This window comes from Burkholderia pseudomultivorans (genome assembly GCF_902499075.1).
GTDB classification, from domain to species: domain Bacteria; phylum Pseudomonadota; class Gammaproteobacteria; order Burkholderiales; family Burkholderiaceae; genus Burkholderia; species Burkholderia pseudomultivorans.
In genome coordinates, this window is record NZ_CABVPP010000001.1 from 340,876 (window position 1) to 364,285 (window position 23,410).

General features: G+C 67.2%; 19 protein-coding genes. 5 read left to right on the plus strand and 14 right to left on the minus strand.

Features of this window, described 5'->3' with window-relative positions; genetic code table 11:
- Nucleotides 1-35: 35 nt before the first annotated feature.
- Entirely contained in the window at nucleotides 36-485 is a 450-nt protein-coding gene (locus BST28156_RS01475; RefSeq protein WP_006492882.1) for an HU family DNA-binding protein, read from the minus strand.
- A gap of 258 nt (nucleotides 486-743) precedes the next feature.
- Here BST28156_RS01475 and BST28156_RS01480 point away from each other — a divergent pair, with 258 nt between their 5' ends.
- Complete coding sequence (locus BST28156_RS01480; protein WP_060243050.1) at nucleotides 744-1,862, plus strand: acyltransferase family protein; 1,119 nt, start codon at nucleotides 744-746, stop codon at nucleotides 1,860-1,862.
- A gap of 265 nt (nucleotides 1,863-2,127) precedes the next feature.
- On the opposite strand, the gene galU is transcribed toward BST28156_RS01480, so the two are convergent.
- Both galU and BST28156_RS01490 read right to left on the minus strand, forming a co-directional pair.
- The gene (gene galU, locus BST28156_RS01485) at nucleotides 2,128-3,015 is read right to left on the minus strand and encodes a UTP--glucose-1-phosphate uridylyltransferase GalU (protein WP_040129812.1); all 888 of its coding nucleotides are present in this window, start codon (nucleotides 3,013-3,015) and stop codon (nucleotides 2,128-2,130) included.
- Between the two features lie 227 nt (nucleotides 3,016-3,242).
- Entirely contained in the window at nucleotides 3,243-3,386 is a 144-nt protein-coding gene (locus tag BST28156_RS01490) for a hypothetical protein (RefSeq protein ID WP_006479318.1), read from the minus strand.
- Between the two features lie 212 nt (nucleotides 3,387-3,598).
- Between BST28156_RS01490 and BST28156_RS01495 the strand changes: the two genes are divergently transcribed.
- Nucleotides 3,599-4,774: an acyltransferase family protein gene (locus tag BST28156_RS01495; protein WP_060243047.1), complete on the plus strand. Its 1,176-nt coding sequence runs from the start codon at nucleotides 3,599-3,601 to the stop codon at nucleotides 4,772-4,774.
- 373 nt (nucleotides 4,775-5,147) lie between these two features.
- On the opposite strand, the gene BST28156_RS01500 is transcribed toward BST28156_RS01495, so the two are convergent.
- From BST28156_RS01500 to BST28156_RS01510, 3 genes are read right to left on the minus strand one after another with little or no spacing between them, the layout of a single operon-like run.
- Nucleotides 5,148-7,610 (minus strand): glycosyltransferase family 4 protein, encoded by a 2,463-nt coding sequence (locus tag BST28156_RS01500; RefSeq protein WP_174901270.1) that lies wholly within the window; start codon nucleotides 7,608-7,610, stop codon nucleotides 5,148-5,150.
- Nucleotides 7,607-9,073, minus strand: a complete 1,467-nt coding sequence (locus BST28156_RS01505; protein ID WP_174901271.1) for an oligosaccharide flippase family protein — start codon at nucleotides 9,071-9,073, stop codon at nucleotides 7,607-7,609. Before BST28156_RS01505 ends, BST28156_RS01500 begins: the two co-directional genes overlap by 4 nt.
- 26 nt (nucleotides 9,074-9,099) lie before the next feature.
- A complete protein-coding gene (locus BST28156_RS01510; RefSeq protein WP_437341280.1) occupies nucleotides 9,100-11,292 on the minus strand; it encodes an NHL repeat-containing protein in 2,193 nt (730 codons plus the stop codon).
- Nucleotides 11,293-11,775: 483 nt separating this feature from the next.
- Between BST28156_RS01510 and BST28156_RS01515 the strand changes: the two genes are divergently transcribed.
- Genes BST28156_RS01515 through BST28156_RS01525 form a run of 3 tightly spaced genes read left to right on the plus strand, consistent with a single transcriptional unit; the run spans nucleotide 11,776 to nucleotide 14,864 of the window.
- The gene (locus BST28156_RS01515; RefSeq protein ID WP_174901273.1) at nucleotides 11,776-12,846 is read left to right on the plus strand and encodes an acyltransferase family protein; all 1,071 of its coding nucleotides are present in this window, start codon (nucleotides 11,776-11,778) and stop codon (nucleotides 12,844-12,846) included.
- Nucleotides 12,847-12,877: 31 nt separating this feature from the next.
- Complete coding sequence (gmd, locus tag BST28156_RS01520; RefSeq protein ID WP_060243039.1) at nucleotides 12,878-13,924, plus strand: GDP-mannose 4,6-dehydratase; 1,047 nt, start codon at nucleotides 12,878-12,880, stop codon at nucleotides 13,922-13,924.
- Complete coding sequence (locus BST28156_RS01525; protein ID WP_174901274.1) at nucleotides 13,911-14,864, plus strand: NAD-dependent epimerase/dehydratase family protein; 954 nt, start codon at nucleotides 13,911-13,913, stop codon at nucleotides 14,862-14,864. The genes gmd and BST28156_RS01525 overlap by 14 nt, the downstream gene beginning before the upstream one ends.
- Nucleotides 14,865-14,979: 115 nt before the next feature.
- Here the strand turns inward: BST28156_RS01525 and BST28156_RS01530 are convergent, their stop codons facing one another.
- From BST28156_RS01530 to BST28156_RS01565, 8 genes are all read right to left on the minus strand, one after another.
- Complete coding sequence (locus tag BST28156_RS01530) at nucleotides 14,980-16,170, minus strand: O-succinylhomoserine sulfhydrylase (RefSeq protein WP_060243035.1); 1,191 nt, start codon at nucleotides 16,168-16,170, stop codon at nucleotides 14,980-14,982.
- A 228-nt stretch (nucleotides 16,171-16,398) separates the two neighbouring features.
- A complete protein-coding gene (purF, locus tag BST28156_RS01535) occupies nucleotides 16,399-17,931 on the minus strand; it encodes an amidophosphoribosyltransferase (RefSeq protein ID WP_060243033.1) in 1,533 nt (510 codons plus the stop codon).
- A 51-nt stretch (nucleotides 17,932-17,982) separates the two neighbouring features.
- Entirely contained in the window at nucleotides 17,983-18,477 is a 495-nt protein-coding gene (locus tag BST28156_RS01540) for a CvpA family protein (RefSeq protein WP_040129826.1), read from the minus strand.
- Nucleotides 18,478-18,483: 6 nt separating this feature from the next.
- Nucleotides 18,484-19,311 (minus strand): SPOR domain-containing protein, encoded by an 828-nt coding sequence (locus BST28156_RS01545; RefSeq protein WP_174901275.1) that lies wholly within the window; start codon nucleotides 19,309-19,311, stop codon nucleotides 18,484-18,486.
- A 29-nt stretch (nucleotides 19,312-19,340) separates the two neighbouring features.
- A complete protein-coding gene (folC, locus tag BST28156_RS01550; RefSeq protein WP_174901276.1) occupies nucleotides 19,341-20,651 on the minus strand; it encodes a bifunctional tetrahydrofolate synthase/dihydrofolate synthase in 1,311 nt (436 codons plus the stop codon).
- 100 nt (nucleotides 20,652-20,751) lie between these two features.
- Entirely contained in the window at nucleotides 20,752-21,624 is an 873-nt protein-coding gene (accD, locus tag BST28156_RS01555; protein WP_009691548.1) for an acetyl-CoA carboxylase, carboxyltransferase subunit beta, read from the minus strand.
- A gap of 64 nt (nucleotides 21,625-21,688) precedes the next feature.
- A complete protein-coding gene (trpA, locus tag BST28156_RS01560; protein ID WP_060243026.1) occupies nucleotides 21,689-22,513 on the minus strand; it encodes a tryptophan synthase subunit alpha in 825 nt (274 codons plus the stop codon).
- 34 nt (nucleotides 22,514-22,547) lie between these two features.
- Nucleotides 22,548-23,402, minus strand: a complete 855-nt coding sequence (locus BST28156_RS01565) for a DNA-methyltransferase (protein ID WP_060243024.1) — start codon at nucleotides 23,400-23,402, stop codon at nucleotides 22,548-22,550.
- Nucleotides 23,403-23,410: the final 8 nt, after the last annotated feature.

Genomic DNA, 23,410 nt, shown 5'->3' on the forward strand with positions numbered 1-23,410 from the left:
CTGCCGACCCGAATGCCGGCAGCCGTTGCGCGGCATTACGCCGCTGCGTCCTTCAGCTTCTTCAGCGCACGTGCCTTCACGCGCACGCTGGCCGGCTTTGCCGGGAACCAGCGCTCTTCGCCCGTGAACGGATCCTTGCCGAAGCGCTTCTTCTTTGCCGGCACGACTTGCGCCGTGATCTTCAGCAGACCCGGCAGCGTGAACTCGCCTGCGCCCTTCTTGTGAACCGAGCCCAGCACGACGTTCTCGAGTGCGGCGAGCACTGCCTTGACAGCCTTCACTTCGACAGCAGCGCGCTCAGCGATGTGCGTTGCGAGCGATGCCTTCGTGAACTTGTCCTTCAGCGGCGTCGGAGCGGCCGGTGCTGCCTTCGCGACAGCCTTCTTGGCCACTACTTTCTTCGCGGGCGCAGCCTTTTTGGCAGCCACTTTCTTGGTCGCCGGTGCGGCAGCCTTCTTGGCCACCTTTTTTGCGGAAGTCGCCATGTTTCTCCTACCAGGTGTGGTCGTTGGATACACGAAGCGTGCAACGCGCGCGCTTCAACGCCGGATTCTACAAGCGCCGTGACGCTTCGTGCAGTACTTTTGTGCGTTTTCGCGGGGTTTCCCGCAGGTTTTGTTGCGCGCGACCGACTCCATCGACGCCCGAGCAGCGAAAAACGCCTTCACGTATACGTCCGAACGCGAATTACGTTCGATATTTGCGCACCTATACTGACCTCGCTCAGTGCCCCGGATGCCTTCATGCGCGAAGTCAGATACGTCAAAGGACTCGACGGCCTGCGAGCCATCGCCGTCATCCTCGTTTTCCTGTCCCACAAGGGCCACGTCCTCGCCGTCGACGTGGGCAAGCTCGGCGTGTGGACGTTTTTCCTCATCAGCGGATTCCTGATCGTCGGCGAGCTGCACCGCAACCGCGAGGCAGTCGAGTGCGGCGCGATGACGCGCCGGCACGCGCTCGCGCTGTTCCTCGCGAAGCGCGCGCTGCGGATCTTTCCCGTCTACTACCTGCTGCTCGCCGCACTCGCGATCGCGCACGCGCTGTTCTACCAGCGCGGCGTCAATCTCGGGCTCGCGTGGCACGCGGTGTTCCTGTCGAATTACTGGATCGGCGTCGTCAAGGACGGCTGGCCGGGCTCCACGTCGCACTTCTGGAGCCTCGCGGTTGAACAGCAGTTCTATCTGATTGCGCCGCTCGCGCTGCTCGCGGTGCCGGCCGCGCGACACGTCGCGCTCGGCGTCGCGGCCGTCGCGCTGTGCGCGCTCGCGCATCTCGCGCTCTATGCGAGCGATGCGTCGCCGGTGCTGATCTACGCGTTTTCCCCGTGGAATTTCGCGCTGATCGCGCTGGGCGGACTCGGCGCGGTGGCGCTCGCCGATCGCGGCCCGGCCGTGGTCCGCCGCATTCCGCCCGGCTGGCTCGGCGCCGCCGGCGTCGTGTTCTTTCTCGCGCTGCCCGCGCTCACGACGCTGCCCGACGTCGTCACCGGCCTCGCGGATCTCGGCCTGTCCGCGTCGCTCGGCTCGCTGATGCTGTGGATCGTCACCGAACCCGACCATCCGGCCGTCGCGCTGCTCGACTGGGCGCCGCTCGTCTACCTCGGCACGATCAGCTACGGTTTCTACCTGTTCCACAACCTGATTCCGGCGCGCTTCGGCGTGATGCCCGCGCTGTTCGCGCGCGTGCCGCTGCCGGCAATCGTCCGCGACGCGCTGCCCGAACTGCTGCAGTTCGCGCTCGCCGTACTGCTCGCGCACCTGTCGTGGCGCTACCTGGAAAAGCGGCTGCTCGACTTCAAGAAGCCGGTCGCCGCGATGCTGGCCCGGCACTTCGTCGCGCGGCCCGGCACGTCGCCGCGCTGAACGGGAAACCGGTACCGGAGCGGCGCGGCGGCATACGCGCAGCGACGTGCAGCAAAAGCGGCGTCAGCGAATCACGGCGCACGCGCCGCATGCGGGCATCGTCCCGGCCGCAGCCGTCGTTCGCCCGATTCGCACCCGCCGGGAATCGGCACGGCCGCTCGCCTCGCGACAGGCAGCCGCCCGCCTCGCCCGAACGCAAAAAAGCCCCGGCAAGCCGGGGCCAACGGAACAACCACCACCTGAAACAGCGGAGCAGCGCGGCTGCTTATGCGACAGCAGCCAGCGCAGGCAGACAGGTACGCAGGTACGCCTCGAATTCGCGGCTGACTTCCGGATGCTGGAGCGCCAGCTCGACGGTCGCCTTCAGATAGCCGAGCTTGCTGCCGCAGTCGAAGCGTGTGCCGTAGTAGCGATACGCGAGCACCTGCTCGTTCGCGAGCAGCGACTGGACCGCGTCGGTCAGTTGCAGTTCGCCGCCCGCGCCCGGCTTGAGCTTGCGCAGATGATCGAAGATCGTCGGCATGAACACGTAGCGGCCGACCACGCCGAGGTTCGACGGCGCATCTTCCGGCGCCGGCTTCTCGATGATGCCCGACAGCTTGATGACATCCTCTTCCCATTCGCGGCCTTCGACGACGCCGTACGAGCGGCTGTCCTCGCGCGCGATCGTCTCGACGCCGATCACCGAGCTGTGATAGTGGTCGAACACGTCGACGAGCTGCTTGAGCACCGGCTGCTCGCCGTGCAGCAGGTCGTCGGCGAGAATCACCGCGAACGGCTCGCCGTGCACGAGCTTTTCGGCGCACAGCACCGCGTGGCCGAGGCCGAGCGCTTCAGGCTGGCGCACATAAAAACAGTTCACGTGGCTCGGCTTGATGCCGCGCACGAGTTCGAGCAGCTTTTCCTTGCCGCGCGCCTCGAGCTCCGCTTCGATCTCGTAGGACTTGTCGAAGTGATCCTCGATCGCGCGCTTGCTGCGCCCGGTCACGAAGATCATCTCGGTGATACCGGCGTTGATCGCTTCCTCGACCGCGTACTGGATCAGCGGCTTGTCGACGACGGGCAGCATTTCCTTCGGGCTCGCCTTCGTTGCCGGGAGGAACCGCGTGCCGAGACCGGCAACGGGGAACACGGCCTTGGTGACTTTCAACATGATTGCATCCTGATTGCGTTGATTGCGCCGCGTCGACCGGCGACCCGGCGCGATTGTTTTCCGAACGGTCTATCGGTGTCGGCGCCACGATCCGCTCCACGCCGTTTACTTCCGATATGGACCGATTGCCCATAAATCCGGAAAGTCGATAATCCCGTCATGCGGTCGATATTGCCGAACCGATTGCCGAAGCAGAAACAAATTACCGATTTTCCGGATACAAATACTTACGATTCGAATTCCTCGATATAGGGCACGCCGCCCCGTTCGAGACCCGGGCGAATCGGCTCGTTCTTCAGCGCCTCGCGGTACGCCGACAGCACGGCCATGACCAGCAGTACTGCCGCGCTCGCGATCCAATGCATGTCCATCTTGCCGCTCCTTGCATCAATCAACTGGAGCTTCAAACTATCAGAAAAAAATCGGCAAATAATTTGCGCGTCCTGCGAAACCGCTTTCAGAACCGGATAAAACCACCATCTGAAATTCGCTTATTTTCCGGCGTGATTTTTTTATTCATTGATCGAATTCTTGCGCATTACGATCGAAGCATCCCTTCATCCGTCGCAAGGAACCGAATCGCATGCAAGCTTTCAGCGGATCGTCTTTCACCGCGCCGCCCGTCGCCGACCACAAGGAACACGTGATCGACGCGATGCGCGGCTTCGCGGCGCTGCTCGTCGCCTATTTCCACTGCCGGCAGGTCGTCTGGGTCGGCATGCAGAGCTTCCATCGCGCTTACGGTCACGCGCTCGACCCGAGCGTGCTGGTCGGCTACCTGACCTTCCCGTTCGCCTGGGGCTCGGCCGGCGTGCCGATCTTCTTCGTGATCAGCGGCTACTGCATCCACCGCAACGCGGCGCTCAAGCTCGCGGCCGATCCCGCGTACCGGCTCGATGCGCCGAACTTCTGGGCGCGCCGCTTCGCGCGGATCTACCCGGTGCTGCTCGCCGCGCTGCTGCTCACGCTCGCGCTCGACACGATCAGCCTGCAGATCCAGCCCGTCAGCCACAAGATCCGCGACATCGGCGTCGCCGCGTTCCTCGTGAACCTGTTCTCGCTGCAGGGCGTCGCCGGCTACACGTACGGATCGAACGGCGCGCTGTGGACGCTGTCGCTCGAAGTGCAGTTCTACGTCGTCTACCCGCTGCTGTTCGCGGTACGCCGCCGCATCGGGATGCCGGCGGTCGTGGGCGCGATCGCGCTCGTCAACGTCGCGTCGGCGTGGCTGCTCGAACGGCATGACCTGCAGTTCTTCACGTCGTACTGGCTGTCGTGGACGATCGGCGCGTGGATCGCCGACGTGCGCGCGCAGCCGTCGCGCGCCGCGGCCGCGGCGCCGTCGCGCGCGTGGTACGTCGCGGCCGCCGTGCTGCTGGCGGCCGGCTGCGGCGCGTTCCACTTCGGCCAGTACGGCGCATTCCAGCTGTGGGCGGCCGGCTTCGCGTGCTTCCTGTACCGCGCGCTCGCCCGCCCGCCGCGGCCGACGCCGCCGCTGCGCGTGCTGGGCTGGTTCGGCGACTTCAGCTACTCGCTGTACCTGATCCACCTGCCGCTGTTCGTCTGCCTCGGCTCGGTGCTGTTCCACTCCGAACTGCAACTGTCGATCTGGCCGTCGCTCGGGTTCATGGTCGTCGCGATCCCGGTCGCGTACCTGTTCTACCGGCTGTTCGAACGGCCGGCGATGCGGTGGTCGGCCAGCCTGAAGCCGTCGCGCCCCGCCCGCGTCGTCGCGTCAGCGCCCGAACAGGCGGTCTGAGCGTTCCGGTCGGGACCGGAAGCCCCCGCACGGCAGCGCCGGTGCGGGGGCTTTTTGCAGCGCGGATACGGGGCGGCAAATGCCGCAAGGGATCGGATACCGGCGGAAATCGCGGATGCGCCACGCTCGGCGCGTCGCCGGTCAATGCAAACGCGGACAGCTCGTCGCGGCCGCCGACGGCATCCCGACAGCGGCACCGGCCGCGCGCGCTTCACCGGCCCCCGACAGATTCGCCGGCCGTCACGCCACACGCGCCATGCCGTCCTTCGGCGCCCGCAATGCACAAGGCCCCCGCCCGGCATAACGCCGTGCAGGGGCCCTTATCGGCCAGCCACCGGCCCCGCGCCATCGGCGCAGGCGCGGCAACGACCGCTCAAGCCTGCTTCGCCTTCGCCGCGCGCGCCGTATCCGCGAGGATCTTTTCGACCCGCTCGACGTAGGTCTCGGTCCCGAACCGGCGCACCGCGGTCGCGCGCCCGCTCGCGACCAGCCGCTCGCGCAGCCGCGCATCGGAGCGCAGCGCGTCCAGCGCATCGGCGAGCGCGGTCGCGTCGCCCGGTTCGCACAGCAGTCCGTTGTCGCCGTGCTCGATGATCTCGATCACGCCGCCCGCGCGCGCCGCGACGACCGGCCGGCGCGCCAGCATGCCCTCGACGATCACGCGGCCGAACGGCTCCGGCGTGATCGACGTATGCGCGACGACGTCGACGGCCTTCATGCAGGCCGCGATGTCGCGCTGGAAGCCGACGAAATGCACGCGTTCGTCCATCCCGTGCCGCGCGACGTATTCGTGCAGCTGCGCCGCGTATTCGTCCTCGCCGAACAGCGGCGCGCCGACCAGCACCACGTGCATGTCCGGCTGCCGCGCGGCGGCCTCCAGCAGCACGTGCTGCCCCTTCCAGCGCGCGAGGCGGCTGAACGAGCCGACCAGCCACGCATGCTCGGGCAGCCCGAAGCGCGCGCGCAGCGCGGCCTGGCTGACGCCGTCCAGCGCGTCGAACGGCTCGGCCGAAATGCCGTTGAACACGACGTCGACGTGCTGCGGCGTAAAGCCGGTCAGCGCGCGGAACGCCTGCGCGGACGCGTCCGAGTTCGCGATCACGCGCGTCACGCCGAGCCGCGCGCAGTACTTGATCGCCAGCAGCTGCTTGCTGCCGAAATGGTCGTCGCTGACGATGTCGCGCAGATGCCAGACCACCGGCTTGCGCGCGAGCCGCCCGGCGAGCGCGGCGACCACCATCGCGCGCTGCGTGTTCGCATAGATCACCTCGGCGCGGCGCGCGCGGCGCGCGACGTCGCGCACCAGCCGCACCAGCTGCTTCAGCGCGCCGAGCGACACGCCGCCCTGCTTGCGCACGCCCGCGAGCGCGCCCTGGTCGACCACGTCGACGCGCGCGCCGATCTCGTCGAGCGCCGCGCGGAACGGGCCGTCGTCGAACAGCAGCACGTCGGCGTTCGCGCGCATGTGCTTCATGATCTCGAGCAGCGACAGCTCCGCGCCGCCGAGCACGCCGCTCTGGTCGAGCACGAGCGTCGCCGGGCCGCGCGCGGCCGGCATCGGCGCGGCCACGCCGCGCTGCGCGGTCGCGCCCGGCAGCGCCGCCTCGACGTAGTCGAGAAAGCGCTTGCGGAAGGTGTCGGCGGAAAACCGCTCCGCGTTCGCGCGGCACGCGTGCGGCGTGAAGCGCTGCGGCGCGCGCTCGAAATCGTCGACGGCCGCGACGATCGCGTGCGGCGTCTGCTCGTCGAAGAACAGCCCGGTCGGATGCGCGTCCGAGCGCGGATCGCGCACGGTCTCGAGCGCGCCGCCCTTGCCGTAGGCGATCACCGGCGTGCCGCAGGCCTGCGCCTCGACCACCGAGATCCCGAAATCCTCCTCCGCCGCGAACACGAACGCCTTCGCGCGCCGCATCCGGTCGTGCAGCACCGCGAACGGCTGGTAGCCCATGATCTCGACGTTCGGGCCGGCCTTCGCGCGGATCTTGTCCATCTCCGGGCCGTCGCCGATCACGACCAGCTTGCGCTCCGGCGTTTGCGCAAACGCTTCGACGATCAGGTCGATCTTCTTGTACGGCACCATCCGCGACGCCGTCAGGTAGAAATCCTCCTTGACGGTATTCAGCGAGAAGCCGTCGACGTCGACCGGCGGAAAGATCACCGCCGCGTCGCGGTGGTAAACCTTGCGGATGCGCCGCGCGATGAACGCGGAGTTCGCGATGAAGCCGTCGACCGCGTTCGCGGTGCGCGTATCCCAGTTGCGGATGTAGTGCAGGATCATCCGCGCGAGCAGCGATTTCGGCCCGTGCGTGAGGTTCGACTGTTCCAAATACTGGTGCTGCAGGTCCCACGCATAGCGGATCGGCGAATGCACGTAGCTGATGTGCATCTGGTCCGGCCCGGTCAGCACGCCCTTCGCGACCGCGTGACTGCTCGAGATCACGAGGTCGTACCCGGACACGTCGAGCTGCTCGATCGCGAGCGGCATCAGCGGCAGGTAGCTGCGGTACTTGGTGCGCGCGAACGGCAGCTTCTGGATGAACGACGTCGTCACGCGCTTGCCGCGCACGAACATGCGGTCGTCGAGAAAATCGACGAGGCTGAACAGGTCCGCGTCGGGGAAGCACGCGACGATCTGTTCGAGCACGCGCTCGGCGCCCGCGTAGGTCACCAGCCAGTCGTGGACGATCGCCACGCGCAGCGGCCGGGATGCGTCGCGCGCGGGTGCGGCTTCGCGGCGCGCGGTGCGCAGCGCGGCCGCTTCGCCGGCGCCGGCCGCAGCCGTCGCGTCGGCCGTCGCCGCATTGAGGATGGCGTGTTCCGCCAGATCGCGATTCATGTGGTTTTCCTCGCATTGAGACGGAGAATCAGGCCGAGGGCCAGCGCACGCAGCCCCGGCGTCATCGTGAGCGACCATGCGACGTTCAGCGCCAGCACGACCGCGCACATGCCGATCGACTCGACGAGCGCCGGCCACGCCTGCGCCAGAAACAGACTCGCGAGCAGGAACGCGAGGTGCGCGAGCATGTCGAGCACGATCGCGCGCATCCGGATCGCCGACAGGTACAGCAGCACGCCGTAGTCGACCAGCGCGCGCGTCGCGACGACCACCGCCGCGCCGATCAGCCCGAAGTGATGAATGCCGAACCACAGGCCGCCGACGAAGAACGGCATCTCGACGAGCCCGGCGATCGCCGCGCGCGCCGGATTGACCTGCGACTGGATCAGGATCCGCGTGACGCTCGCCTGCCCGACGAGCCACACGCTGATCACCAGCACGCGGCCGACCGGCGCCGAATGCGCGGCCAGGTCGGGGCCGACCCACAGCGTGAGGAACGGCGCCAGCGCGAAGATCGCGACGATGCCGATCGGCGTGAACACGCCGTTCAGGAATTCGAGCGACTGGCGCGCGAGCGTGTCCGCGTGATCGCGGCCGACCGCCGACAGGCGCGGGAACAGCGTGCGCACCAGCGCGTTCGGCAGCATGTTCAGCCGCGTGACGAGGTTCTGCGGCACCGTGTAGTAGGTGACGAACTTCGCGCCCATGCCGGCGCCGAGCATCACGCGATCGAGCGTGTCGGCGACCATGCTCGCGGTGCTCGCGATCAGCATCCAGCCGCCGAAGTTGAACAGCCCTTTCGCGGTGCCCCACTTCGGCGGATCGATGCGCGTGATGCCGAGCACCTTGATGCTCGCGTGACCGAGCATCACCGCCGCGACCAGCCGCGCGACGACGGCCGCGGCCAGCACCGTCTGCAGGTTCGGCGCGATCCACCACGCGGCGCCGAGCGGCAGCAGCTGGAACAGGAAGGTGCCGATCGTCTGGTTCGTGTTGAACACGCCGAAGCGCTCGGCGCCGTTGATCGCGCCGGCGAACACCCACGACACGTTCGCGAGCGGGATCGCGAGCGCGAGCCACGGCAGCGCGAGATACACCTCGTGCTGCATCGCGGCCGACACCTTCGTGAAGTACGCGGTGTAGACGAACGCGCCGAAATAGATCAGCAGCCCGCCCGCGATGCCGGTGCCGAGGTTCAGCCAGAACGCGCTCCAGAACACGCGCGCGCTCTCGGCGGCGTCGCCGCTCGCGAGCGCCTTCGAGATGTGGTTCTGCGCGGCCATGCTCATCCCGAGATCGAGGATCCCGAAATAGCCGATCAGCGTCCACACCAGACTGACGACGCCGTAGCGTTCGACGCCGAGCGCGTGGATATAGGCGGGCACCGTCACCAGCGACACGAAGGTCGGCAGGATCAGCCCGATGAAGTTGATCGAAACGTTCTTGAGTATGCCTTTGTCCATGCTTGTGCCTTGTCGACGACCGCGCGTCACGGTTTCCAGCGATACATCAGCACCTTGCCGCGCGCGTCTTCCTCGACGAACACCAGGTATTCGCCGTTCTCGCGCCGGAACGCGCTGATGCCGAACGGCACGTCGACCCAGCCCGACGCCTTGCCGACTTCCGCGCCCGGGCTCATCACGCCGACCTCCTTGCCGGTTTCCTTGTCGTACACGTGGATCTTGCCGACCGGCTCCACCGTGAAAATGTAGCGGCCCTCGACGGTGATCCCGATCAGGTCGAGGATCGGCTTCGCGTCGAGCTGCCACGGCAGCGCGACCGTATAGCGCGCCACCGGCGAGCCCGTCGACCACTTGTCGAAGCGCACCAGCACGCGGCCGACTTCCTTGTTGATGCCCGGCTGCGGCGGCGCGTCGGCCGTGTAGCCGGTCACGTACAGCGTGTCGGTCTGCGGCTCGTAGATCGCGCGGCGCAGCTGCGTGAACGGCTGCGGCATCGGATAGGTCGTGACCTTGTCGTACGCGTAGATCGGGTTGCCGGCCTTGTCGACGCCGCCATAGCGGAAGCGGTGAATCCCGCGCACGTCGCTGGTGCGCCAGATGTCGCCCTTCGTGTCGACCCACCAGCCCCAGCCGCCCGCCTTCGCCTTGCCGGTCGTGTTGATCTCGAACTCGTCCGCGTCGAGGCGGCCGTTGCCGTTCGCGTCGCGCCACATCCAGTCGCCGCCGGGCGGCTTGTTCGGCACCTTGTCGACCGGCCGCGCGCGGCCCGCGATCAGCCCGGACGGAATCGCGACCTCGCCGTCGCGCTTCGCGTCGAAGCGGTAGATCTTCAGGTGATCGGCGTACATGTCGGTCAGGTACAGGAACGTGCGGCCATCCAGCCGGCGCGCGGTCGGCATGCCGGGCCACTGGTCGGTGTGGAACACCGGATCGTCCGGATACTTGAAGCGGTTCGACAGGAAGCCGACGTATTTCCAGTCCTGGCCCGGCGGCTTCGACAGGTCGAGCTCGAAGCGCTTGTTGCCCGTGTAGACGCTGTTCGGTCGCGCAGGATCGAGCCACGCGCCGTCGACGAACAGCAGCCCCTGCACCTGCCAGCGCAGCGCACCGTCCGGCGTGTAGCTTTCGAGCACCGCGCCGAGCCCCGCACCGATCGTGTCGTGGCGCGGCCCGATGCCGTTCATCGCGACATAGATATTGCCGGCGCGATCGACGCCGACGCCCGTCAGCCCGTTGAAACGCTGCGGCCCCGGCCGGCCCGGCACCGGGCCCGCGAAGATGCCGCCGCGCGTGCCGAGCGTGCCCGACGGCGCATAGCCCTTGCCGCCCTTCGAGAAAATCAGGATCTGCTGGCGCGGGCCGTTGTCCGCGACCAGCACGCGGCCCTTCGCGTCGACCGCGACGTCCACCGCGTCGGTGCCGTCCGGCAGCGCGGGCGCGTCGTCGAGCTTGCGGCCGTCCGCCCGCACGTGCACCAGATGTGCGGGACCGTGCAACGTATCGGTCAGCAGCCACAGCGTGCCGTCGCCGGCGAGCGCGATGCGTCCCGGCTCGTGCGCGCTCCACGTGCCCTTCTTCTGCATCGTCTCGGCGTCGTAGACGTCGACCTCGTCGTGCGACGGATTGGTCGCGAACAGCGTCTTGTCGTCGGCCGCGAGGCCGCCGACTTCCGCCTTCACGTCGCCCGCTTCCGAGCGCGCCGGCGCCGGCACCTCGTTGACCATCATGAAGCTCGCGGCCATCCGCGCGCGGCCGGCATCGGCGCGCCCGCCGGGCGCGACCTGCGGCGCTGCGCGGAACGGCGCCGGCTGCTTCATGTCGCCGAGCGTGCGCCGCGAGATGCCGAACCACTGCTTGCCCTTGTCCGGCCAGATGCCGGGCGACTGCAGATGGCCGCGCTCGTTGCCGACGCCGATCGCGACATACGCGTACTTGCTGTTGACCGCGATCGCATTGCCGCCGAGATTGCCCCAGCCGTGCGTGCCGCCCGCGAAGCCGAGCATCTTGCCGTCCTGGTAGACGCTCGCCTCGGCGCCGCTCTCGTCCCACGGCGCATTCGTATACACCTTGCCTTCGGGCGTGACCGCGATCGCGCGGATGTCGATCTGCGTCCAGCTGCCGTCGCCATAGCCGAACGTGTTGCCGATCCACGACGTCGTCGCGGGCAACACCGTTTCAGCTTGCGCGGTGCCGGTCAGCAGCGCCGTGCACACCGTCATGCCTACCAGAATCAGACGTCGCAATGCGCTTCTCCAGACTCGATACGGAAGCGGCCGGGCCGCGGCAAAGGATCGCCGGACTGCCCTGTCGCTAAATGGGTTTCAAACGTCGCGATGCAGGTTACAAGCAAAAATAATCACAAGAAATTTGGAAATATTTGGGGATGTTTCTGCGTGAAATATCGAACCGGAACAGATTCCCATCGCCACCGAAAACCGGCAATAACGACCGCATTTCGTATTTTTTATCTGTAGAAAATGCCGCTTCGGCATGCTCATGGCGGCTGGCCGGGCGTCAAGCTTTCATTTTCCGATTGAAATTTCCCGATTCGATTGTTTTCGGGCGGATAAATGACACGCGTTTTTTTGCCGATTTCTTTTCCCTAGAATCGATTTCGATTCGATATTTCAATTCAAAGGCATGCATTACGTTCACGCATCGGATGCACGACGTGCTGGCGCGCGTCGCGAAGGAGCGGCGCGATGACGGGCATCTCGCGATCCGCCGACCTCGACCTCGCCCCGCCGCAACACGGCCGCATCGTGCAGCTCGACGGGCTGCGCGCGATCGCGGTCGGCGCCGTGTTCCTGCAGCACGCGCTGAAGGCGCCGCTGTGGATGGGCGTCGACCTGTTCTTCGTGCTGAGCGGGCTGCTGATCACCGGCATCCTGCTCGACCGCAAGGCGCGCGGGCAGTCGTACTTCAGCCACTTCTATGCTCGCCGCGTGCGCCGCATCCTGCCGCCGTACGTGCTGCTGCTGGTGGTGTCGACGATCCTGTTCGGCGCGAGCTGGCTGCCGCACTGGCCGTGGTTCGCGTTCTTCTCGACCAATATCGGGCTGTCGCTGGGCAGCATCGGCCACGACAGCCTGAACGTGCTGTGGTCGCTCGCGGTCGAGGAGCAGTTCTACATCTTCTGGCCGTTCGTCGTGCTGTGGTGCTCGGAGCGCGCGCTGCTGTGGGTCGCCGTCGCGCTGATCGTCGTCGCGCCGGTGCTGCGCGCGATCGCGACGCCGTGGTTCGACTCGTTCTGGCCGATCTACTACCTGACGCCGTTCCGGATGGACCTGCTCGCCGCAGGCGCGCTGCTCGCGATCGTGCTGCGCCGCGACCGGCGCGCGCTGGAGCCGTTCTACCCGCTCGCGATCGTCGGCGCGCTCGTGTCGCTCGCGATCCTCGGCTGGCTGCACCTGTCGTTCCCGCGCTTTCGCGCCGCCAACACGCCGCTATCGAATGCCGCGCTCTACAGCATCTCGCTGCTGCTCTGCACGTCGGTCGTCGTGATCGCGCTGCGCGGCCGCGGCCTCGTGCAGCGCGTGCTGACGAACCCGGTGCTCGTCTACGTGGGCACCGTCAGCTACACCGTGTACCTGATCCACCTGAGCGTGCTGTACGCACTGTGGCCGCTGCACCTGAACCGCTTCGTCACGGCCGCGCTCGCGCTGGCGATCACGCTCGCCTACGCGACGCTGAGCTGGTACGGCTTCGAACGGCGGCTGACGCGCGGCCCGGCCCGCCGCGCGCTGCCGGCCGCCGCACGCACGACCGCCTGATTTTCACTTTCGTTTCTACCAGGACATCACCATGAGCCAAACTCGCAAGAAGGCCATCATTACGGGGATCACGGGGCAGGACGGCGCCTACCTGACCAGACTGCTGCTCGACAAGGGCTACGAGGTCACGGGCACCTATCGCCGCACCAGCTCGGTGAATTTCTGGCGCATTGCCGAACTCGGCGTCGACACGCACCCGAACCTGTCGCTCGTCGAGCACGACCTGACCGATGCCGGCTCGAGCCTGCGCCTGCTCGAACGCACGCAGCCCGACGAGCTCTACAACCTGGCCGCGCAAAGCTTCGTCGGCGTGTCGTTCGACCAACCGGCGACGACCGCCGAGGTGACGGGCATCGGCCCGCTGAACCTGCTCGAGGCGATCCGCGTGGTGAGCCCGAAAACGCGCTTCTACCAGGCGTCGACGTCCGAGATGTTCGGCAAGGTGCAGGCGATCCCGCAGACGGAAACGACCGCGTTCTACCCGCGCAGCCCGTACGGCGTCGCGAAGCTGTACGCGCACTGGATGACCGTGAACTATCGCGAGTCGTACGACCTGTTCGGCTGCAGCGGGATCCTGTTCAACCACGAATCGCCGCTGCGCGGCCGCGAGTTCGTCACGCGCAAGATCACCGACACCGTCGCGAAGATCAAGCTCGGCAAGGCGTCGCGCCTCGAGCTCGGCAACCTCGACGCAAAACGCGACTGGGGCTTCGCGCTCGAATACGTCGAAGGGATGTGGCGCATGCTGCAGGCCGACGAGCCCGACACCTACGTGCTCGCGACCAATCGCACCGAGACCGTGCGCGACTTCGTGCGGATGGCGTTCGCCGCGGCCGGCTACCAGATCGAATGGACCGGCAAGGGCGAACAGGAACGCGGCCTCGACGCATCGACCGGCAACGTGCTCGTCGAAGTGAATCCGAAGTTCTACCGCCCGGCCGAAGTCGACCTGCTGATCGGCTGCGCGGACAAGGCGAAAAGCAAGCTCGGCTGGGCGCCGGAAACGACGCTCGAACAGCTTTGCCAGATGATGGTCGAAGCGGACCTGACGCGGAACAGCCACCATGACACGTTCTGATGCCGGACGCGCGTCGCGGCGCGCGTTCGTCACCGGCCTGACTGGCTTCACGGGCCGCTACATGGCGCAGCGCCTCGAAGCGGCCGGCTACGAAGTGTGGGGCACGACCGCCCCCGGCGTGCCGCGCCCCGACGATCCGGCGCTCGCGCGCTGCACGCTGCTGCCCGTCGACCTGCTCGACGCGAACGCGATGCGTGCGGCGGCGGCCGACGCGCGGCCCGACGCGGTCGTGCATCTCGCGGCGCGCGCGCATGTCGCCAACGACGAGCCGTCGCAGACCTACGCGGTCAACATCGCCGGCACGCGCAACCTGCTGGCCGCGCTCGCGGGCCTCGACCGCCGCCCGTCGGCGGTGCTGCTCGCGAGCAGCGCGAACATCTACGGCAATTCGACGGCCGGCGTGCTCGACGAAACCGTCGCGCCCGCGCCCGCCAACGACTACGCGGTCAGCAAGCTGGCGATGGAATACGCGGCGAAGCTGTGGGCCGACCGGCTGCCGATCGTGATCGCGCGGCCGTTCAACTACACGGGCGTCGGCCAGAGCGAAGCGTACCTGCTGCCGAAGCTCGCCGCGCACTTCGTGCGCAACGCGCCGCGCATCTCGCTCGGCAACCTCGACGTGAGCCGCGATTTCTCCGACGTGCGCGACGTGACGGCCGCATACCTGCGGCTGGTCGAAACCGCGCCGGCAGGCGAAACGTTCAACGTCTGCTCGGAGCACGCGTATTCGCTGAAAGAGGTGCTGGCGATGCTGTCGCGCATCGCCGGTTATGTGATCGACGTGAAGGTCGATCCGCGCTTCGTTCGGCAGAACGAGGTGAAGCGCCTCGTCGGCTCGCGCGACAAGCTGCGGCGCGCAGTGGGCGAGCTGCCCGTCACGCCGCTCGACGAGACGCTGCGCTGGATGGTGGAAGCGATGCGCGACGCGCACGCCGGCTGACACGGTGCGTCGGCGCGTTGCGCAGACGATATAGACCGCCCCAAACGAACGAGCCGTTCGCGCCGGCATTGCCCGGCGCGAACGGCTCTTTGCATCGATGCGGCTCGCGCCGCGCTCAGGCGTCCAGCCCGCGCGCGAGATCGTTGCGCAGGTCGCCCGCGTTTTCGAGGCCGACCGACAGGCGGATCAGCCCTTCGCCGATCCCGGCCGCGGCGCGCGCTTCCGGCGTGATGCGGCCGTGCGTCGTGGTCGCCGGGTGGGTGATCGTCGAGCGCGTATCGCCGAGGTTGCCGGTAATCGAGATCAGCTTCGTGCTGTCGATCACGCGCCATGCGTTCGCGCGCTGCTGCTCGGGCGTGTCGCCCTTCAGCTCGAACGACACGAGCGCCCCGCCCGCCTTCTGCTGGCGCTTCGCGAGCTCATGCTGCGGATGCGATTCGAGGCCCGGATAGAACACGCGCGCGACGGCCGGATGCGAGTCGAGCCAGCGCGCGATTTCCAGCGCGTTCGCCGACTGCTTCTCGACGCGCAGCGACAGCGTCTCCATCCCCTTCAGCAGCACCCATGCGTTGAACGCCGACAGCGTCGGGCCCGCGCTGCGCACGAACGGGAACACCTTGCCCATGATGAAGTCCTTCGAGCCGACCAGCGCGCCGCCCAGCACGCGGCCCTGGCCGTCGAGGAACTTGGTCGCCGAGTGCATCACGACATCCGCGCCGAGCTTCAGCGGCTGCTGCAGCACCGGGCTGCAGAAACAGTTGTCGACGACGAACAGCGCGTTCGCGGCCTTCGCGATCTTGCCGATCGCCTCGATGTCGGCGAGCTCGGTCAGCGGGTTCGACGGCGTCTCGAGGAAGAACATCTTCGTTTCGGGACGCACGGCTTGCTGCCATGCGTTCAGGTCGGTCGGATCGACGAAGGTCGTCGTGATCCCGAACTTGCTGAAGATCTGCGAGAACATCCCGAGCGTCGAGCCGAACAGGCTGCGCGAGCTGACGAGGTGGTCGCCCGCCTGCAGCGCGGCCATCACGACCGACATGATCGCAGCCATTCCCGACGCGGTCGCGATGCACGCCTCGCCGCCCTCGAGCGCCGCGAGACGCTCCTGGAACATCGTGACGGTCGGGTTCGTGAAGCGCGAATAGGTGAAATAGTCTTCCGAGTTCGCGAAGCGCTCGGCCGCTTCGGCCGCGCTCTTGAAGCAGAAGCTCGACGTGAGGAACAGCGCTTCCGAATGCTCGTTGAAGTCGCTGCGCAGCGTGCCCGCGCGCACGGCGAGCGTGTCGAAGTTGAGGGAGTCGTCCATGTCCGTTTTCCGTATTCGATGGCCGCGCGTGCGCGCGAGCCAGGCCAAACAAAAAGCCCGCCATGCGTGTGCATCGGCGGGCTTCGTGCGGTACGACAGCTCGACTCGGGCCGGCTGCCGCCGGCCTTCGCTTTAGCTGTTTGGGGTATTCGCCCCGCGTCCGCAAGCTGAAATCAAATCGACGCAAGCCCACATGCTAGCACGCTTCGGCAACAGCGTGCGCCGCGGTCATTCGACCGACAGTTGCAGGTTCATCTGCGAGCGCGCGGTATCGCCGGCCGTATCGCGATCGGCCTGCGACGCCGGCGTCAGGCGCGCGCGCTCGATCGCGTCGAGATACTCGGGCGTCACGTCGCCGGTGATGTAGTCGCCGTCGAAGCACGACGCCTCGAAGCGCTCGAGCTTCGGGTTGATGTCGCGCACCGCGCGGCGCAGGTCGTCGACGTCCTGATAGATCAGGTAGTCGGCGCCGATGATCTTCGCGACTTCGTCGTCGGTGCGGCCGTGCGCGACGAGTTCGCCGCGCGTCGGCATGTCGATGCCGTACACGTTCGGGAATTTCACGGGCGGCGCCGCCGACGCGAAGATCACCGACTTCGCGCCCGCATCGCGCGCCATCTGCACGATCTCGTGCGATGTCGTGCCGCGCACGATCGAATCGTCGACGATCAGCACGTGCTTGTCCTTGAACTCGATGCTCATCGCGTTGAGCTTCTGGCGCACCGACTTCTTGCGCACCGCCTGCCCCGGCATGATGAAGGTGCGGCCGACGTAGCGGTTCTTGAAGAAGCCCTCGCGATACTCGACGCCGAGCTTCGCGGCGACCTGCATCGCGGCCGGGCGCGACGAGTCGGGAATCGGCATCACGACGTCGATCGGCACGTTCGGCAGCTCGCGCTTGATCTTCTCCGCGAGATAGTCGCCCATGCGCAGGCGCACGTTGTAGACCGGCACGCCGTCGAGGCACGAATCCGGACGCGCGAGATACACGTACTCGAACATGCACGGATTCAGCGTCGGGTGTTCCGCGCACTGCTGGCTGTGGAAATTGCCGGCCTGGTCGATGAAGATCGCCTCGCCCGGCAGCACGTCGCGCACGAACTCGAAGCCGATGCCTTCGACCGCGACCGATTCCGACGCGACCATCCATTCGGTGCCGTGCTCGGTCTCGAGCTTGCCGATGCAGAGCGGGCGAATGCCGAACGGATCGCGGAACGCGAGCAGGCCGTAGCCGGCGATCAGCGACACGATCGCATACGAGCCCTGCAGACGGCGATGCACGCCCGCAACCGCCTTGAATACCGCGGCCGGATCGAGCTCGAGGCCCGTCGTCGACAGTTGCAGCTCGTGCGCGAACACGTTGAGCAGCACTTCGCTGTCGGAATTGGTGTTGATGTGCCGGCGGTCGATCCGGAACATCTCGTCCTTCAATTGCTGCCAGTTCGTCAGGTTGCCGTTGTGCGCGAGGATGATCCCGAACGGCGCGTTCACGTAGAACGGCTGCGCCTCGGCTTCGCTCGACGCCGAGCCGGCCGTCGGGTAGCGGACCTGGCCGATGCCGAAGGTGCCGGGCAGGCTGCGCATGTTGCGCGTGCGGAACACGTCGCGCACCATGCCGTTCGCCTTGTACATGTGGAAATTGCTGCCGTCCGCGGTCGCGATGCCCGCTGCGTCCTGACCGCGATGCTGCAGCAGCAGCAGGCTGTCATAGATCAGCTGATTGACCGGGGATTGGGAGATAACGCCTACGATGCCGCACATGGCATGTCCTTCAGAATGACAAAATCGGTTCCGTCCTGCCCGGCCGCGCGATCACACGCGCACGTACTGGGCCATGCCGTCGGGCAGGAGCTGCTTCAGCTCGTGCACGCCCTGCTCGGCAATCGGACGCAATAGCGCATTGCGCCAGAAATCCTGTTTGGGCAACTCGGTCAACCCGGCCGCCGCGACCAGCAGCACCACCAGCACGCAGCCGCGGACGAGCCCGAACATCATGCCCAGCGAGCGGTCGACGCCGCCGAGGCCGGTGGCCTGCGCGATCCGCGACAGCAGCGCATTCGCGACACCGGCGACGAACACGACGCCGATCACGATCAGCGCGAACGCGATCACCCACTGCGTCAGCGCGCCGCCCGGCCAGTTCGCCGGAATATACGGCACGAGCAGACCGACGTAGCGGCCCGCGATCACGATCGCCGCGATCCAGCCGATCAGCCCGAAAATCTCCGAGACGAAGCCGCGCCACGCGCCGCGCAGCGCCGACAACGCGATCACCGCCAATACAGCGTAGTCGAAAGCCGTCAGCATTGCGCGTTACTGGGTCAGCCCGGCTTCGCGCACCTTCGCGATCGCCGCGGACGCTGCCGCGCGATCCGCGAACGGACCCGCACGCAACAGTGTAGCCGCGCTGCCATCCGCCTGCTTGCGATGCTCGACATATGCGGGCACGCCCGCCGATTTCAACTTCGCGGCCCACGAACGGGCCGTCGCATCGTCCTTGAACGAGCCGAGCTGCACCGCGAAGCGCGCACCGGCCGGCGACGACGGCGACGATGCGTCGCGCGTGTCCGCACCGGACGCATCGGCGTTCGCAACCTGGGCGGGCGCGGGCGCCGGCTTCGGCGCGGCAGGCTTCGCAGCGGGCGCGGCCGGCTTCGGCGGCGGCGCCGCGCTTGCCGTGGTCGTCGTATCGGGTTTCGCAGCCGGCCGGCCCGTGTCCTTCGGCGCGGGCGCGGCGGCGATAGCCGCATCCGAAGCCGGCGGCTCGTCGTGCGCGACGCCTGCCTGCACGTCGGACACATCGTCGTCGCGCGGCGCGGCCGCCTGGTGCGCGGGCCGGTTCGGGATATCGATCGCGATATCGTCCGTCACCGGCTTCGGATGCGAGTCGAGCACCATCGGCAGCACGATGACGGCGGCCACGACGAGCGCGATCGCGCCGACGAGGCGACGGCGTGCGCGTTGCTTTTCTGGAAGGGTCGGATCGAGGAGCAGTGCGTCCGATTCCGGACGCTCGGTGCGGCGCGAGCGTCGCTCGACGCGTTCAGTGCGCTCGGTGCGCACGTTCCGGGAGGTCCCGGTACGACCGCCGCGCCGGACCGGCGCGTCGTCGTCTTTCTTGCCGAACGAGAAAATTCCCATGAATGGCTGAGTCCGAAACTGCTCGTCAGTCAGTGTTGCTGCGATTTACGGTAGGCCATCACACCGGCCACCGTATGGAAACTGCCGAAAACCACGATTCTATCATTCTCGGATGCTCTTTTTAGTGCATCGCGAAACGCTTCGGCGGGAGACGCGTAGCGCGTGACGCTCGAATCGGGCCCGTTCTCGACGCTGGCCTTGTGCAGCGCAGCTTCGAGCTGCTCTGCGCTGGCCGCGCGCGGCAGCGGCAGGTCGGTCACGCACCAGTGGTCGATCTCGCCCTTCAGGTGCCGCAGCACGCCGTCGATGTCCTTGTCGTGCATCGCGCCGAACACCGCGTACGTGTACGGGAAGAAGCCCATGTTGCCGAGATTCTGCGCGAGCACGGCCGCCGCATGCGGATTGTGCGCGACGTCGAGCACGATCGCCGGCTTGCCGGGCAGCACCTGGAAGCGCCCGGGCAGCTCGACATTCGCAAGCCCGAGCCGGATGTCCTGCGCGGACACCGGCAGTTGCGCGCGCAGCGATTCGAGCGCGGCCAGCGCGGCCGACGCATTGATCAGCTGGTTCGCGCCGCGCAGCGCCGGATACGCGAGCGCCGGATAGCGCTTGTCGCGGCCGAGGTAGCTCCACTGCTGGCGCTCGGTGCCCGGCTGCGCCTCGTAGCGGAAATCGCGGCCGACGAGCCACAGGTCGGCGCCGATCGCGGCCGCATGGTCGACCAGCGTCTGCGGCACGGCGGGGTCGCCGCAGATGGCCGGCTTGCCCGCCCGGAAGATCCCGGCCTTCTCGAACGCGATCTTCTCGCGCGTGTCGCCGAGATATTCGGTGTGGTCGATGTCGATGCTGGTAACGATCGCGCAGTCGGTATCGATGATGTTGACCGCATCGAGCCGGCCGCCGAGGCCGACTTCGAGGATCACCGCGTCGAGCCCGCGCGACGCGAACAGGTGCAGGATCGCGAGCGTCGTGAATTCGAAGTACGTGAGCGACACCGGCTCGGGCAGCGACGTGCGCGCGGCTTCGACGGCCTCGAAATGCGGCAGCAGCTCGGCATCGCTCACGGCCTGCCCGTTCACGCGCGCGCGCTCGTTGAATTCGAGCAGGTGCGGCGACGTGTGGCAGCCGACCTTGTAGCCGGCGCGCACGAGAATCGCCTCGATGAACGCGCAGGTCGAGCCCTTGCCGTTGGTGCCGCCGACCGTGATGACGGGGCACGCGAATTCGAGTTGCAGCGCCGCCTTGACCTGCCCGATGCGGGCAAGGCCCATGTCGATGCCGACCGGGTGCGCGCGTTCGAGATGCGAAAGCCACGCGTCGAGGGTGGGAAAAGTGCTCATCGGATCAAATCTGGATCGGTATCGCCACTACGCCAAAAAACGAAGCGCGCCGCCCGACGGTTCAGCCAGGCGACGCGCGAGGGTCACGAGCTTGCGCCGGTCAAGCCAGCGCGTCGGCCGGCTGTCGCTGCAGCAGCGCGAGCAGTTGCGCGATCTCGTCGCGCATCTTGCGGCGGTCGACGATCATGTCGATCGCGCCCGTCTTCAGCAGGAACTCGGCGCGCTGGAAGCCTTCCGGCAGCTTCTCGCGCACCGTCTGCTCGATCACGCGCGGGCCGGCAAAGCCGATCAGCGCCTTCGGCTCGGCGATCACGACGTCGCCGAGGAACGCGAAGCTCGCCGACACGCCGCCCATCGTCGGGTCGGTCAGCACCGAAATGAACGGCAGCTTCGCTTCGGCCAGCTTGGTCAGCATCGCGGTGGTCTTCGCCATCTGCATCAGCGACAGCAGGCTTTCCTGCATCCGCGCACCGCCCGAAGCCGTGAAGCAGATGAACGGCACGTGCTGTTCCAATGCATTCTGCGCGCCGCGCGCGAAGCGCTCGCCGACCACCGAGCCCATCGAGCCGCCCATGAACGAGAACTCGAAACAGGCCGCGACGACCGGCAGCGTGTGGATCGCGCCGCCCATCACGACCATCGCGTCGGTCTCGCCCGTCTCGTCCATCGCTTCCTTCAGACGATCGGGATACTTGCGGCTGTCCTTGAACTTCAGCGAGTCGACCGGCACGATTTCCTGGCCGATTTCATAGCGGCCTTCCGGATCGAGCAGCCCGTCGAGGCGCTCGCGCGCACCGATGCGCATGTGGTGGTCGCACTTCGGGCACACGTGCAGGTTCGCGTCCACGTCGTTGCGGTACAGCACGGCCTCGCAGGACGGGCACTTGACCCACAGGCCTTCCGGAATGCCCTTGCGGCTTTTCGGGTCGGTCTGCTTGATCTTCGGCGGCAACAGTTTGTCGAGCCAGCTCATCGTATGGTTTCCTGTTCCGTGGCGGGACGGGCCGTTCGGCCCGCACCCGCTTCCTGTGTTGTGTTTATCGCGCTTGTCGCGCCGCGTTGCCCGCGCCGTCCAGCGCGGCGCGCAGTTCGGCGATGAACGCCTTCAGCGCGGCCGCCGCGCCTTCCGGCGCGGCGCTTTCGAGCAGTTGCACGAGGCGGCTGCCGATCACGACGGCGTCCGACACTTCGGCCACCGCGCGCGCCGTTTCGGCGTCGCGGATGCCAAAGCCGACGCCCACCGGAACCGGCACGCGCGACTTGATGGCCGGGATTTTACCCGCAATGCTCGAAACATCCAGATTTCCGGCACCGGTCACGCCCTTGAGCGACACGTAATACACGTAGCCGCTCGCGATCTTGCCGACTTCGGCGATGCGTTCGTCGGTCGAGGTGGGCGCGAGCAGGAAGATCGGATCGATCTGCGCGGCACGCATCCGCTCGGCGAAGGCGGCCGCCTCTTCCGGCGGATAGTCGACCACCAGCACGCCGTCGACGCCGGCCGCCTGCGCAGCGGCCGCGAACGCGTCGACGCCCATCCGCTCGATCGGGTTCGCATAGCCCATCAGCACGACGGGCGTTTTCTGGTCGGTTTCGCGGAAGCGCTGCACGTCGGCGAGCACGCTCTTGAGCGACACGCCGCGTGCGAGCGCGCGCTCCGACGAACGCTGGATCACCGGGCCGTCGGCCATCGGGTCCGAGAACGGCACGCCGAGCTCGATCACGTCGGCGCCGCCCGCGGCGAGCGCGTGCATGAATTCGACGGTCTTCGCGGGATCGGGATCGCCGGCGGTAATGAATGGGATCAGGCCCTTTCGACCTTGTTCGGCGAGCGCGGCGAAGGTTTGCTGAATACGGGACATGGCAATTTTCCTTGGTGCGATGCGGCGGCGCGACTCACGCGCACGCCTGCGCGGCGAGCGCGCTCACGCGCTCGTGCGCGATCGCGCAATAACTTTCGTTGATCTCGTAGCCGACGAAGTCGCGCCCCTGCCGTGCGCAGGCCACCGCGGTCGTGCCGCTGCCCATGAACGGATCGAGCACGCGGCCGCCCGGCGGGCAGCTCGCGAGCACCATCCGCTCGATGATTTCCAGCGGCTTCTGGGTCGGATGATCGACGCGCTCCGCGTGCTGCCGGTGCAGGCGCGAGACCGACCAGACGTCCTTCGGGTTGTAGCCCATCTCCAGCCACTTGCTGCCTTCGAACAGCTTGCGCGAGCGGGCCTTCTTCGTATCGGCGTCGTACGGGATGCGGACCGGATCGAGATCGAAGTAATACGCTTTCGAAACCGCGAAAAAGCCGATGTTGTCGTGCACCGACGTGAAACGGCGCGTCGTGCCGCCCATGCTCGGCACGCGGCGGTCCCAGATGATCTCGTTGACCATCGTGAGCTTCGTCTTCAGGAAGCTGAAGATTTCCGGCGCGTACTGCCATGTGCAGAAGATGTACATCGACCCGCTCGGCTTGAGCTTCGGCACCGCGAGCTCGAGCCACTCGCGCGTCCACGCGAGAAACGCGTCGCCCGAGCGCTTGTCCGAGTCGTTGCCGTAGTCCTTGCCGAGCCCGTACGGCGGATCGGCGACGATCAGGTCGATCGACGCGTCCGGCAGCCGCGCGGCCTCGGTCATGAAATCGCGGTTGTGCAGTTCGATCCCGGACGGCAGCGCACGCGGCACGACCGCGGCGACGGGCTGCGCCGCCTCCGCTTCGCTCGCCGCGCCGCCGCCCGGCTCTTCGATCAGGTCACGCATCGGGCGGG